Origin of the sequence: Methyloglobulus sp., from assembly GCF_040079455.1 — a bacterium.
Taxonomy (GTDB): domain Bacteria; phylum Pseudomonadota; class Gammaproteobacteria; order Methylococcales; family Methylomonadaceae; genus Methyloglobulus.
On the sequence record NZ_JBEBKJ010000043.1, the window covers coordinates 1 to 13,920 of the forward strand.

Sequence of the window (13,920 nt, forward strand, 5' to 3'; positions counted from 1 at the left end):
ATTTCAGCCGAATACCGCCCATTAAGGTGAATGCCAATTCAAAAAAATCGGCTTTTGACCAGTCAGCCGGAGTTTCTGCTGTTTGTGCAAAGGTCTCATCTAATAATCAAAAACAAATATCACAAATTGAAAGAGACGCTCGGCAAAAATGTTTAAATAACATTTCATCAGGTAAAGCAGAAAAGAACCAAAAAACGTCTTCAGATCAACAAAATGTAATTCATATAAATGGTCACGATGTGCCTGTATCCGCAATTCCAGGTGTTTCAAGAGGTTCAAGGCCTGGTACAGTATCATTCTCAGATTCGGACATCGCACGTTTGAATATTGAACAGTATCCTAAAACTAATCCCAAATTATATAGTTCAGAATTCAATGAATGTCTCGATAATATTTCAAAAGATCCGCTTATCTTAGATTTACGGACACAAATTGAAAAAACATATGAAATCCAAAATAAAAGAAGGCAATATGAAAGTGAAGCCAGAAAAAAAGTTGAAGGTCAAGTAAAAATAATTCTTGCAGATTATGCAGAAAAAAATAAGTTTCAAATGATCATTAATAACGAATATGGAGACAATAATATTCTCTATAATTCTGACAGAATTACACTAAACGTGACAGAAGATGTTATTAATTTCGTGAAAACAAATACATACAAAATGAAGGCTGAAAATAGCTTAAATAATATCGACAAATCGAAGTTATAGAAAATGGATTGGGTTGAGGCGCACGGTTAACCTCATTGAAATATTGGCATAGCTTATTAGTGCGCCTTTTATGCCCTTTAGGGTAAACCCAACCTACGAAGATATTAACCCTCTGGAAAACAAGTATGCCAATTAACATCATCTGGGTCGATAATTGCGAAGGCGTTGAAGAAGTTGAAAAAATTTATACACCCGTCTGTACCCTTAAAATTCATCGTCGGCAAGATGTGATTACCAACATCGAATGGGATTTTTCACAAGATGCTGACATGACAGAAAATAATGACAAACACACTCTCGATTTCTGGCCTGAGCCGAAGCAAACCGTCAATTTGAAATTGTTAAAGCAAGGCACGGTTCATCAAAACAAAGTCTGGACGGAGCTGTTAAAAATCCCCTTGGGTGAAACCTTGACCTATTCCGGCTTGGCAAAAAAAATCGGCTCCGCCGCCCGTGCAGTTGGTAATGCTTGCCGCAATAATCCTTATACCTTGCTTATCCCTTGTCATCGCGTGGTTTCTGTTAACGGCATGGGTGGGTACAGCGGACAACGGCATGGTGAATACATGCTTATTAAGGAAAAATTGCTGGCATACGAAGCCGATACCGTTAAGTTAAGAAAATAAACTCCCTCTCCTGCTGGAGAGGGTTGGGGTGAGGAGAATAAAAATGGAAAAATGCTTTTTTTAATTCCCCTCATCCTAACCTTCTCCCTAGAGGGAGAAGGGACTGAATCGTTTGGCTTACCTATAAGATCTCCAAAAACGTGCAAAATCTCGCATTAATCGACCAGTTTTTAGATGCCGTGTGGGTGGAACAAGGCTTAAGTGAGAATACCTTGTCCGCTTATGGCAGCGATCTCAGGATATTTGCCCTTTGGTTAAAAGACAAATCGTTGCTCGACGTTAACACAGGCGTACTCTCCAGCTTTCTTGCCAACCGTTATCAACAAGGTATCGGCAGCCGTTCCTCCGCCCGCATTTTATCCAGTTTACGACGCTTTTACGGTTATTACATTCGGGAAAATAATATAACCATTGACCCGACTGCGTTGATAGAATCACCGCATATTGGCAGACCGTTACCTAGCTCTTTAACGGAAGAAGATGTGGAGTTACTCTTGAATGCACCTGAAACCGCACACACTTTGGGATTTCGCGATAAAACCATGCTGGAAATGTTGTATGCAACCGGACTACGGGTATCAGAGCTGGTTAATTTAACGCTGGTTCAGGTTAGCTTAAGGCAAGGCGTGGTCAGGATCGTCGGCAAGGGCAATAAAGAACGGCTGGTGCCCGTCGGCGAAGAAGCGATGAGCTGGCTGGAAAATTATCTTAACGAAACCAGAAAAAGCCTGTTGGGTGAACGGCAATGCTCTTATGTTTTCGTCACTAACCGAGCGGACAGCATGACTCGGCAGGCGTTCTGGCATATCATTAAGCGCCATGCCAAGAAAGCGGGCATTAGTAAAACCCTATCGCCGCACACCTTACGTCACGCCTTCGCCACCCATTTATTAAACCATGGTGCGGATTTGCGGGTCGTTCAGTTATTGTTAGGGCATTCTGATTTATCGACCACCCAAATTTATACCCATATCGCCCGCGAACGGCTAAAAGAATTACATACCAAGTATCATCCACGAGGATAACAAGAGCATGCCGCAACAAATCCACCCTACCGCTTATATTGCCCCGAATGCAAAACTGGGCGACAACATCATCGTTGGGCCTTTTGCCGTGCTGGAAAATGATGTTGAAATTGGTGACGGCTGCCAGATAGGCGGACATGCGGTCGTGCAACCTTATGTGAAAATGGGTAAAGGCAATGTCCTGCATCCGCACGTGGTCTTAGGCGATTTGCCACAAGACACCAGCTTTAAGGCGGAAACGGTAAGCTGGTTAATTATTGGCGACAATAACGTGTTTCGGGAAGGTTTCACCGCGCATCGTTCCGCCAAGGAAAACGGCGAAACGCGCATCGCCTCGGACTGTTTTTTTATGAATAACAGCCACGTAGCCCATGACTGCATTATTGGCAATGGCACCATCTTCGCGAACAATGTCGCTATCGGCGGCTTTGTAGACGTGGGTGATAAGGTCTTTATGGGCGGTGGTGTGGTGGCGCATCAATTTTGCAGGGTTGGCTCTTATGCAATTGTCCAAGGTACGACTGGACTTAATATGGATGTCATTCCCTTTATGCTAGTTGGGGGCCGCCCCGCCCGTCACTATAAACTTAATACGATAGGTCTAAGACGAGCTGGCATTACGGGTGATCGTTATCAAATCTTGTCATCTGCATTCCGTCTGCTGAAAAACAAACAATCGCTGGATAACCTGGAAGAAACAGAAGAATTGCGATTTTTAAAAGAGTGGCTAGCGGTTAAATCTAAGCGTGGTTTGCATGGATTTGTTGATGTGTCAGGAAATAACGCTCCTTAAAATCAGGCTCTCAAAGCTGAACTGAGTATATTGTTCTGTACACTAGACTTTTCAACGCGTTGCTTACCTACATTAGCTAACTGAATTTAGATCAAGCACGCGAAAAATGAATTATTTGGATTTACAGTTTACGATACAATATTTCGTCCCCATAATGTTAGTAACGATAAGCATATACGCGGATTATAACCAATAAACAACCCCAACATTGCCGACTTTTAATTTTGAGGTCTGGTCCTGTGGGTGGCACTGTCACCGTATATTCGGCGTGAGCCAATTTGAAACCAGTGATGATTAGGTATTGAGCAGGTCGGATAATTGACCACCACGAGACGTTGATAATTGGCCAGGCGATGTTGTAACATTTGCAGGGCTCGGCACTGACGGATCGGAATTCGATGTGGAAAAATATCTTTATGAGTTGGTTGGTTAAGCATTTTGTTTGTGGAATTCCTGAATAAGCCCTTCGACAAGCTTATTATGGTAATAAGGGAATCTCTAAAAATTCAAAAAACTCCTTCGCCCTCCAGGGAGAAAGTTGGGATGAGGGATTTGAAACCAAGCATTTACAATTCTCACCTTAGCCCTCTCCCAGAGTGAGAGGGGATTTTTAGGGATCCCCATAAGTTGATCCTGTTCGTAGTGAGTCCTTCGACTATGTTCAGGAGAGTCTTGTCAAACCATAAGCGGAATCAACTTGTTCAGAATTTTTCTTAAATTTAATCAAAATCTGAACGCGACCATCCCGCAATATAGTATTTTGTATCCATGAAATTGAAATTGGCGATACTCGACCCCAACAATCCCGAACAAAGCTTCCCGCCGATAAATAGCGCTTTATCTGAACCGGACGGCTTGCTTGCAGTGGGTGGCTGTCTCTCAAAAGCCCGTTTATTGAATGCTTATCGACTAGGGGTTTTCCCTTGGAACAGCCCTGACGAACCGATTTTATGGTGGTCGCCAGATCCGAGGTTGGTGTTATTTCCAGATAACTTAGTTATTTCCCATAGTCTAGCCAAAACCTTACGAAAACAAAAGTTTACGATAACATTTGATCGGGTTTTTGCTGATGTTATCAAAGCGTGTGCCATGCCTCGTAAGGACGAATTGGGTACATGGATTACACAAGATATTTATCAGGCTTATCATGATCTTCATCAATCAGGTCATGCTCATTCAGCAGAAGCTTGGTTAAACGGGGAATTGGTCGGTGGTTTATATGGTATTGCAATGGGCCGAGTTTTCTTTGGGGAATCCATGTTTTTCAGCAAAACCGATGCGTCTAAAGTGGCTTTTGCCAGTCTGGTAGAGCAACTTAAGCACTGGGGTTATAAGCTGGTAGATTGCCAGGTAAGTACGCGGCATCTCATTAATTTTGGGGCTGAGGAAATTGCCAGGATTGATTTTACCAACCTGCTTAACCAATATTGTGATGAAGCTCCCGAATCATCGGCTTGGCAAAGCGTATGATTTCTATACCTTTATTTCTTACCGAAAAGCATCCTTGTAGTTATCTTGACGATGAGGAGGCGCAGCCCGCCTTTGTGCATCCTTTATTTGACATGACCGCAGGCGTTTATTCGGAGCTGATAGCGCAAGGTTTTCGTCGCAGTGGCGATGAGGTTTACTCGCCGCATTGTTCGCAATGTTCGGCTTGCATTCCAGTGCGGTTAAAGGCGACAGAATTTATCCCTAGCCGTAGCCAAAAACGCTGTTTGCAAAAAAACAGCAATACCCAGGTCATCATTAAACCTGCTGAGTTTGACCAAGGCCATTATGATATGTATCTTCGTTATCAAGCGGCTAGACACCGCGATGGTTCAATGTTTGAATCCAGTCAGGAGGACTACGTGCGATTTCTTAAGAGTTCCTGGTGCGACACCCATTTTGTTGAGTTTTCAATCGATGGTGAACTTGCCGCAATAGCCGTGGTTGATCAGCTAAATAATGCTTTATCTGCCGTTTATACTTTTTTTGAACCAAAATTTTCCAGTTATAGCTTGGGCGTTTATGCGGTGCTTTGGCAGATAGAACAGGCTAAAAAATTGCATAAGGAGTTTATATATCTGGGGTTTTGGATAAAACAGTGTAAAAAAATGTCCTACAAGAGCGATTACCAGCCGCTACAGATACTTAGGGATAAGAAATGGATATTGCTCTAGTGTGAAGTTGATGATGGTATCACGCGCTGTCGTAAGCATTAGCTAGATTGCAATAACAGCCTGATTTAAGGGATAATGTGCGGCTATCGGTATTTCTATTTTTCCGCATCAAGAAAAACAACGATGTGGAAACTGCAGTCAGTTTAGGAACAAGCAATGAAAAAAACCATGTACGAAAAAATCTGGGACAGCCATCTCGTCGTTGAAGTGGACGGGCAAGCTCCCCTGATTTATGTAGACCGACATTTGATGCACGAAGTGACATCTCCGCAAGCCTTTGAAGGGTTGCGACTGACTAACCGTAAAGTCCGCAATCCACATAGTATTCTGGCGACGATGGATCATTGCGTACCGACCAAAGATCGCCATCTGCCGATTCCCGATCCTATTGCGAGAAAGCAAGTTGAGGTGATGGCGGAGAACTGCGCGGAAAACGGTTTGAATCTCTACGACATGAAAAACCCCAACAACGGCGTAATCCATGTGGTCGTGCCAGAACACGGGTTTGTGCATCCAGGCATGGTAGTGGTTTGCGGCGATAGCCATACCGCTACGCATGGCGCTTTTGGTGCGCTGGCGTTTGGTATCGGCACGTCCGAAGTCGAACATGTTATGGCGACGCAAACCCTGCCGCAGCAAAAATCGAAAACCATGCTGGTACAGGTGAATGGCAAGTTATCTAAATACTCTTCCGCAAAAGATATTGCCTTGGCGATTATCGGCAAAATCGGCACGGCAGGTGGTACAGGTCATGTCATCGAATACGCTGGCGAAGCGATCAAGTTGCTTTCGATGGAGGGACGCATGACCTTGTGCAATATGGCTATTGAAGCCGGTGCCAGGGCAGGTTTGGTCGCGCCGGACGAAAAAACTTACGAATATCTGAAAGGCAAGGAATTTGCACCTAAAGGTAATCAGTGGGATCAGGCACTGGCTTACTGGCAAAGCCTTCCTAGTGATGATGGTGCGGTATTCGACACTATTATTACCTTGGATGCAGCAGAAATTGCCCCACAAGTGTCCTGGGGAACATCCCCCGAACAAGTGGTTGGCGTGGATGGCTGCGTTCCCGCACCGGAAAGTTTCGACAACGAAGGCAAACGCAAAGCCTGCGAAAGCGCCTTGGCTTATATGGGCTTGACCGCCAACACCAAAATGACCGACATCCCTGTTGATTTGGTATTCATAGGCTCCTGCACCAATGGCCGGATCGAAGATTTCCGCATTGCCGCCGAAGTCACCAAAGGCACTAAAGTTGCCAAAGGAGTCAAAGCTATTGCAGTCCCTGGTTCTTATCATGTTAAGCACCAAGCCGAAGATGAAGGGCTGGACAAAATTTTTATCGAAGCCGGATGGGAATGGCGCGATCCAGGCTGCTCGATGTGCTTGGCGATGAACGGAGACGAACTGACCAAAGGCCAACGTAGCGCGTCCACATCCAACCGCAATTTTGAAGGCCGCCAAGGCAAGGGCGGCAGGACGCATTTGGTGTCACCTGCGATGGCGGCTGCGGCTGCGGCGGCGGGGCATTTTGTTGATATTAGGGCTTTAAATTAAGCACATATGTCCCTTCTCCCTTGAGGGAGAAGGTTAGGATGAGGGGGGTTAGGAAGTTTCCTTATTTTAATTCTCCTCACCCTGACCCTCTCCAGCAGGAGAGGGAGATTGTTTCTTAACTTAAGGTCAAGTGCTGGATTACTACAATTTTTTAGTTACGTAACAAATTATGGAACCTTACAGAAAACACGAAAGCATTGCTGCCCTAATGAACCGCAGTAATGTAGATACCGATCAAATCATCCCTAAACAGTTTCTAAAAAGAGTTGAGCGAAGCGGTTTTGGCGCTCATCTTTTTCACGATTGGCGCTTTAACGATGATGGCAGCGACAATCCCGAATTTGAATTAAACAAGCCTGTGTTTGAAGGTGCAAAAATTCTGGTCGTAGGTGATAACTTTGGTTGTGGCTCGTCCCGTGAACATGCGCCTTGGGCGATTGCAGATTATGGTTTTAACACCATCATCTCAACCAGCTATGCGGATATTTTTTATAACAATTGCTTTAAGAACGGCATCCTTCCTATTAAAGTGAACGACCAGCAGTTGGCTAGTTTAATGGCAGAAATTAGTGCCAATGAGGGCGTTTTCTTTGTCGTTGACCTAGAAAACCAACAAATCATAACGCCAGCAGGAAATGGTTTTACCTTTGAAATTGACCCGTTCCGTAAAGGTAACCTGTTAAGTGGTTTGGATGATATTGGTTTGACTTTGAAACATGTTGATGAGATTGGAGCTTATGAGGAACAGCATAAGAAAACTTTTCCTTGGCTTTGGGCGCAATAATCCGACACTGGCTTAACGATTCTTAGGCAATTAATTCGAGAGAATCACATGCCAGCAATTTCGATGTTCTATGGAATCATCATCTATATGTATTTCATGGACAATAAGCAACACAAAAGCCCACATATTCATGTTAAGTACCAAGAATATGAAGTGATTGTTTCCATTCCTGAGGGTAATGTATTGGAAGGCAGTATTCCAAATGCAAAAATGAAACTTCTTCAAGCGTGGATAGAATTACATAAGGATGAGTTGGTTGCAGATTGGGAGCTTGCGGTATCTGGTCAACAACCTTATAAGATAGATCCGTTGAGGTGAAAGGTGAACCCAAGAATTAGCGAGGTTGCAACATCGGAGGATTACAAATTGAGGCTTATCTTCACTAATGGGGAGCGAGGTATTTATGATTGCTCTAATTTGCTCAATCTTGGCGTATTCAAAGAACTTGGAGACCTTAACTACTTTAAGCAAGTGCGGGTGTTGGATGGTACGATTGTCTGGCCTCATGAACAAGATATTTGCCCGGATACGCTTTACCTTGATTCAGATAAGGAAAGCGGCTAACAATTTTTCCAGAAACAGCGTTAAGGTAATGCTCAATGTTGGGTTACGACGTACGGAAAAATAGGTATTATTTTGGTGTGAATAATTTTGTGCGCCTAACCCAACCTACAGGCTAGCTAAATATTACGGTCAACATCTGAAAGGATAAGGCATGCAAAGTTGTCATGAACACGATGAGGATTCTAACAAGGGCATACGAGCTGAAAATGTTGCAAATTGGTATTTTAGGTTAAACGGATTTTTATCTATTCCTAGTTATATTATCCATTTAGATTTAAATGAAGCTGTAAGAGTTAAAAAGAATACTTCTAGAGTAGCAAAAACTGAAGCAGATCTTATGGGAGTTCGTTTTTCAGGCAGCTATGAAAAAATTGATAACAGGGGTAAGCTTCCAGATGATGAGTCTATATTAGGTATTAAAGATTTTCCTGAAACTGTATTAGCGTTATTCATCCTTGTCGAGGTTAAAGCTGGCAAGTGTATGATGAATGGGCCTTGGAGTAATCAAAATGAAAAAAATATGGAAAGGGTTATTCGCAGACTTGGCTTTGCCAATAACGAAGAGGAAGTTCAGGCTATAGCAGATAAAATTTATAAAACCGGAAAATGGCAGAATGAAAAATTTGTTTTTCAGTATATTTGCGTGGGTGGAACAATAAATTCCGATTTATATCAGAAATTTCCTGATCTTATTCAGATTGGCTGGGGTGACATAGGCGCTTTTTTCTTTAATAGATTTGAGAAAGCCATCGATGAAAAACTACCAGGAGGTAAAATTCATGAACAATGGCCTGATTTTGGTAGGAAATATGGCATGTGGTTCATTAAGGAAAGAAATAAATCTAAGGAAAAGTCTATTAAATCCGTTATAAATTATATTGAAAAGGGCATGGTCGTTCCTTAATGGTATGGACTCCTCCCCTTCCCAACGGCATCGTGATGTGCCAAAGTGGAAGAGTAATCACCACTTAACGGAAGAAGAGGAATCCGCCATGAATAGCACGTAAGTTGGGTTAGTCCCGCTTTGCCCCGTTCGACTGTGTAATCCAACGATGCTACAGGAAAAGAATATAAATGAAAATGATTACCCTTGTTTTGCTCGTTGGATTGTCAATTGGTTTGTTAGGTTGTGTTGGCAATTCTGACAAGCCTGATACTAAGGCCGTAGGTGTTGAAATTAGCAGGGATGAATGTATAAGAATGGTCAAGGCTAGTAACTCCGCGTTTCGTCCAGGAAAGCAATGCAGTCTTGAACTATCGGAAGTCTTAAGCATGTTTTTACTCGAAAAATCAGATGCGTGGGGGTATTTAGATTGGAGGGTAGGTGCGGATGTTAATACGCCAATAAACTGGGAAACATCTGGTAAATCTGGATGCGATGGTTATGAAGAAAACCTACTAGATGCACCACGACGTTGTGGAGAAATTTTAGTTACTATGGACGGTTTTATTACTCATACTGTTTTGGAAAAAACAATACAACCTGGATTCTGGGATGTTTCTCTATATGGCCCTAATATAGGGGTCGTTAAGGTGATACTAACTACAAGCACAGACTCTGGACTTCTGGATGGCATGCTGGATTATTTAGAAAACCGCAACATTAAGCTTAAATTACTTAAAATTGTTGGTAAACATGTAAGTATAGTAAAAAAGGAATTGTATCAGATCAATGCACCTGGAAAAGAAACTGCATGGTTAACATACGATATGTCTTGCGGCTTTAGTGGTGTAGATTGCAGCCATGATCTTACTATTTTTTTTGATGTTGATCAGGCAACAAAATCATTAGTGCAGTAGTGCGTAGGTTGGGTTAGTCCCGCAATTGCAACAAATTTTGAGTTATTTTGGCGGTTGGGCGGGGCGTAACCCAACATTGAGCGTTCTTGTCCCCACCGAATGTTGGGTTACGGCGCACTTTAACCCTGATGGAAGTTCAGGATGGTTGCCATGTGCGCCTAACCCAACCTACAAATATACATCTTTAAACTGCCATTTTTATAGAAAAGTCCGTAATGACCCGAACCATCCAACTCATGGACACCACCCTGCGTGACGGCGAACAGACGCAAGGGGTTTCGTTCACACCTGCCGAAAAAGTCAGCATCGCCAAGGCCTTATTGCAATCGTTGCGGGTAGACCGTATCGAAGTGGCTTCTGCCCGTGTTTCGCAAGGCGAAAAAGAGGCGGTTGCCAGCATTAACGATTGGGCAAGGCATGAAGGCTTCGACGGTCGTATTGAAGTGCTAGGTTTTGTCGATCATACAAAAAGTGTCGATTGGATTGTGGAAACGGACGGTAAGGTTATCAACTTGCTCACCAAGGGCAGTGAAAAACATTGTCGCGAACAGTTAGGTAAAACTTTAGCCCAACATACCGCAGACATCCTCCAGACAATCGGTTATGCACTTGAAAAAGGGCTTATGGTAAATGTGTACCTGGAAGACTGGTCTAACGGGTATCACGATAAACCAGCTTATGTCTATGAATTGATCGATAACTTGCGCCATGCCGGTATCGGTCATTTCATGCTGCCCGACACGCTTGGTGTGCTATCACCTGATGAGGTATTCGCCAGCCTGAGCGATATGTGCAAGCGTTATCCCGAATTACAATTCGATTTCCATCCCCATAATGATTACGGCTTGGCGACTGCCAATGTCATGGCGGCGGTACGTGCGGGTGTCAACTCCATCCACTGCACGATCAATTGTCTGGGCGAGCGCGCGGGCAATGCGTCATTGGCTGAGGTTGCGGTGGTCTTACGCGATAAGATGAACCTACAGCTTGCGATTGATGAAAGCCATATCGTGGCGATCAGCAACATGGTGGAAACTTTTTCCGGTAAGCGTGTTGCCGCCAATGCGCCGATTATCGGTGCGGACGTATTCACCCAAACGGCGGGCATTCATGCCGATGGCGACCAAAAAGGCGGTTTGTACAAGACCAAACTGGGGCCGGAACGGTTTTCCCGTACCCGCAGTTATGCTCTCGGTAAAATGAGCGGCAAGGCATCGTTAAAGAAAAATCTGGAACAACTGGAACTGGACTTATCGGAAGCTGACCAAAAAAAAGTGCTGGAGCGCATTGTAAAGCTTGGTGATTCTAAGCAAACAATTACCACGGATGACTTGCCGTTCATCATCGCCGATGTTTTAGCCAGCAAGGATTACCAACACATTAAGTTGCTCAATTGCTCGATCACCAGTGGCCTAGACCTGGAATCGACGGTAAGTGTCCGTCTCAATATCAACGGTAAGGAACACCTAGCGTCCGGCGTTGGTAATGGCGGTTTCGACGCGTTTATCCACGCCATCGAAAAAGTGCTGGCATTTTACGATTACGCCCTGCCCAGGCTTGCAGATTATGAAGTGCGTATCCCCAAAGGTGGGCTTACCAGCGCGCTGACCGAGTGCGTAATCACCTGGGATTGCGGCGGCGACATCCGCAAAACCCGTGGTGTCCATGCCAACCAAGTGTTTGCGGCGGTGTTGGCGACGCTTAGGATCATCAATATGCAGTTGCATGAGTTGAATGCCCAACTAAGCTAATTGCTGTTATGGAAGTTAGTGGGCTACAGACGTATTTTCTCGTCGTAGGTATTACTCTCCTTGTGTTAGCAGCAGTCCTTTTTTATAGGCGGTTATCGACGAAGATTCGGGGAATCTCCACAGTTGGTCAGGTCGTGGATCACGAAGTTCGAACCATAGATGATTCAACAAGCTATCTTCCTGTTGTGGAGTTTCATGATTTACAGGGAATGTTACATCGTTTTACATCTGTAGCTGGTGGTTCTGATCGACACCCAAAAGTTGGAGCAGAAGTCACTGTACGTTATCTTCGATCAAATCCGAAAGTCGTTTATATTCAGTCATTCCTGCACATGTGGGCAGCTCCAATTGCCTGTACTGTACTTGGTTTGGCGGCGATTGCGGCACTTTGGGTTTAGTTTAGAAGTGAGATTGCAATCTAACTCGATTGCAGTTATTTCTTCAGTTTTTTGAATTTGAGCATCAAAAACCCGTCATAAAAATATGAATGCCCCGCCAAAATCAAATACGCTAGATCAGTTAAAGTTCGATAACCGCTTTGTGGCTGAATTACCGGGCGATCAGGAAACCCGCAATTATCCACGGCAAGTATTGGGTTCTTGTTATTCTAAAGCGTCCCCAACCAAAGTGACCAAGCCAACAACTGTCGCTTATTCCAAAGAAGTCGCCGCTTTACTTAATTTATCGGAACAGGCTTGTGAATCCGATGATTTTTCCCAAGTTTTTGTCGGAAATCGCTTAGCTACTGGAATGGAGCCGTTTGCTATGTGCTACGGCGGTCACCAATTTGGTCATTGGGCAGGGCAATTAGGCGATGGCCGGGCGATTAACTTGGGTGATGTCATTAACCATGAAAGTGAACGTTGGGCATTGCAACTTAAAGGGGCTGGGCTTACGCCTTATTCCAGGACGGCAGATGGCTTGGCGGTATTGCGTTCTTCCGTGAGGGAATTTCTGTGTAGCGAAGCTATGTACCATTTGGGTGTTCCGACGACACGGGCGTTAAGTTTGACGTTGACGGGAGAGCAGGTGGTTAGGGATATGTTCTACAACGGCAATCCGAAAGCAGAGCCGGGTGCTATAGTTTGCAGGGTTGCTCCTTCGTTCATCCGGTTTGGGAGTTTTCAAATCCATGCTGCCCGTGGCGATTTGAATTTATTGAGAAAATTAACGGACTACACCATAAACACCCACTTTCCGCACTTGAGCAAACCTTCAAAGGATGTCTACCTGACCTGGTTTGAAGAAGTTTGCCGGACTACCGCACAAATGATTGTGCACTGGCAGAGGGTAGGTTTCGTGCATGGTGTAATGAACACCGATAATATGTCTATCCTTGGGTTGACCATTGATTACGGCCCTTACGGTTGGCTAGAAAATTATGATCCTGATTGGACACCCAATACCACAGATAAGGCAGAACGGCGTTACCGTTACAGCAACCAACCCGCGTGTGCGTTCTGGAACTTAGGGCAGTTAGCTAACGCTATTTACCCGCTGATTGGGGAAGTCGAGCCTTTGCAGCAAGCATTGAACGTATTTACGCAAGTTTTTGGTGAACAATGGCAGCTTATGATGTGCAATAAATTAGGCTTAAGTCGTTTTGATCCAGATCAGGATGATGAATTGTTTGCCGAGCTATTGGCTTTATTGCAGTCGGTTGAAACCGACATGACGATATTTTTCCGTCAACTTGCAGAGGCCGATTTAGGCAAAGTCAGGCTTGAACATGCCGATATTGAAATGCTGATAGCGCCGCTTGCGGAGGCTTACTACGTGCCAGAGCAGAAAACCCCTGATTATGTTGCGCGTTTGGTCGATTGGTTAAAATTCTATAACCAACGCATAATTCTGGACGGCACACCACAGGAAATCAGGCGCGAACGCATGAATCGCGTTAATCCCAAGTACGTATTGCGTAACTATATAGCGCAAATTGCCATAGAAAAAGCGGAGCAGGGCGATTTTGCCATGATAACTGAATTGCTGGAGTTACTGCGCCACCCTTACGATCAACAGCCAGAAAATCAGCAATATGCAGCCAAACGACCGGATTGGGCACGGCAACGGGCGGGTTGTTCGATGTTATCTTGTAGTTCATAAGGAATCTTGATTTCGGTCATGGTTCGACAAGCCAAGGACGGATTT

At 44.3% G+C, this 13,920-nt stretch carries 15 protein-coding genes; all 15 read left to right on the plus strand.

Going from position 1 to position 13,920, the window contains the following annotated elements; all coding sequences use genetic code 11:
* Positions 1-710, plus strand: a 710-nt coding sequence (locus tag ABL924_RS10495) for a hypothetical protein (RefSeq protein ID WP_349027045.1), incomplete at its 5' end; no start/stop codon positions are given.
* Positions 711-835: 125 nt separating this feature from the next.
* Complete coding sequence (locus ABL924_RS10500) at positions 836-1,336, plus strand: MGMT family protein (RefSeq protein WP_349027046.1); 501 nt, start codon at positions 836-838, stop codon at positions 1,334-1,336.
* Between the two features lie 140 nt (positions 1,337-1,476).
* A complete protein-coding gene (gene xerD / locus ABL924_RS10505) occupies positions 1,477-2,361 on the plus strand; it encodes a site-specific tyrosine recombinase XerD (protein ID WP_349027047.1) in 885 nt (294 codons plus the stop codon).
* 7 nt (positions 2,362-2,368) lie between these two features.
* A complete protein-coding gene (gene lpxA, locus ABL924_RS10510; RefSeq protein WP_349027048.1) occupies positions 2,369-3,154 on the plus strand; it encodes an acyl-ACP--UDP-N-acetylglucosamine O-acyltransferase in 786 nt (261 codons plus the stop codon).
* 774 nt (positions 3,155-3,928) lie between these two features.
* The gene (gene aat, locus ABL924_RS10515; protein ID WP_349027072.1) at positions 3,929-4,624 is read left to right on the plus strand and encodes a leucyl/phenylalanyl-tRNA--protein transferase; all 696 of its coding nucleotides are present in this window, start codon (positions 3,929-3,931) and stop codon (positions 4,622-4,624) included.
* Positions 4,621-5,316 carry an arginyltransferase gene (locus tag ABL924_RS10520; RefSeq protein WP_349027049.1) on the plus strand — a complete coding sequence of 232 codons (696 nt, stop codon included), beginning with the start codon at positions 4,621-4,623 and terminating at the stop codon, positions 5,314-5,316. Before aat ends, ABL924_RS10520 begins: the two co-directional genes overlap by 4 nt.
* A gap of 156 nt (positions 5,317-5,472) precedes the next feature.
* Positions 5,473-6,873 carry a 3-isopropylmalate dehydratase large subunit gene (gene leuC, locus ABL924_RS10525; protein ID WP_349027050.1) on the plus strand — a complete coding sequence of 467 codons (1,401 nt, stop codon included), beginning with the start codon at positions 5,473-5,475 and terminating at the stop codon, positions 6,871-6,873.
* A 169-nt stretch (positions 6,874-7,042) separates the two neighbouring features.
* Entirely contained in the window at positions 7,043-7,657 is a 615-nt protein-coding gene (gene leuD / locus ABL924_RS10530) for a 3-isopropylmalate dehydratase small subunit (RefSeq protein ID WP_349027051.1), read from the plus strand.
* A 48-nt stretch (positions 7,658-7,705) separates the two neighbouring features.
* Complete coding sequence (locus ABL924_RS10535; protein WP_349027052.1) at positions 7,706-7,975, plus strand: DUF4160 domain-containing protein; 270 nt, start codon at positions 7,706-7,708, stop codon at positions 7,973-7,975.
* A 3-nt stretch (positions 7,976-7,978) separates the two neighbouring features.
* Complete coding sequence (locus ABL924_RS10540) at positions 7,979-8,221, plus strand: DUF2442 domain-containing protein (RefSeq protein WP_349027053.1); 243 nt, start codon at positions 7,979-7,981, stop codon at positions 8,219-8,221.
* A gap of 151 nt (positions 8,222-8,372) precedes the next feature.
* The gene (locus tag ABL924_RS10545) at positions 8,373-9,125 is read left to right on the plus strand and encodes a hypothetical protein (RefSeq protein ID WP_349027054.1); all 753 of its coding nucleotides are present in this window, start codon (positions 8,373-8,375) and stop codon (positions 9,123-9,125) included.
* A gap of 170 nt (positions 9,126-9,295) precedes the next feature.
* Complete coding sequence (locus ABL924_RS10550) at positions 9,296-10,021, plus strand: hypothetical protein (RefSeq protein WP_349027055.1); 726 nt, start codon at positions 9,296-9,298, stop codon at positions 10,019-10,021.
* 215 nt (positions 10,022-10,236) lie between these two features.
* Complete coding sequence (locus ABL924_RS10555; RefSeq protein WP_349027056.1) at positions 10,237-11,772, plus strand: alpha-isopropylmalate synthase regulatory domain-containing protein; 1,536 nt, start codon at positions 10,237-10,239, stop codon at positions 11,770-11,772.
* An 8-nt stretch (positions 11,773-11,780) separates the two neighbouring features.
* Complete coding sequence (locus tag ABL924_RS10560; protein ID WP_349027057.1) at positions 11,781-12,170, plus strand: DUF3592 domain-containing protein; 390 nt, start codon at positions 11,781-11,783, stop codon at positions 12,168-12,170.
* Between the two features lie 85 nt (positions 12,171-12,255).
* The gene (locus ABL924_RS10565; RefSeq protein WP_349027058.1) at positions 12,256-13,875 is read left to right on the plus strand and encodes a protein adenylyltransferase SelO; all 1,620 of its coding nucleotides are present in this window, start codon (positions 12,256-12,258) and stop codon (positions 13,873-13,875) included.
* Positions 13,876-13,920 lie beyond the last annotated feature (45 nt).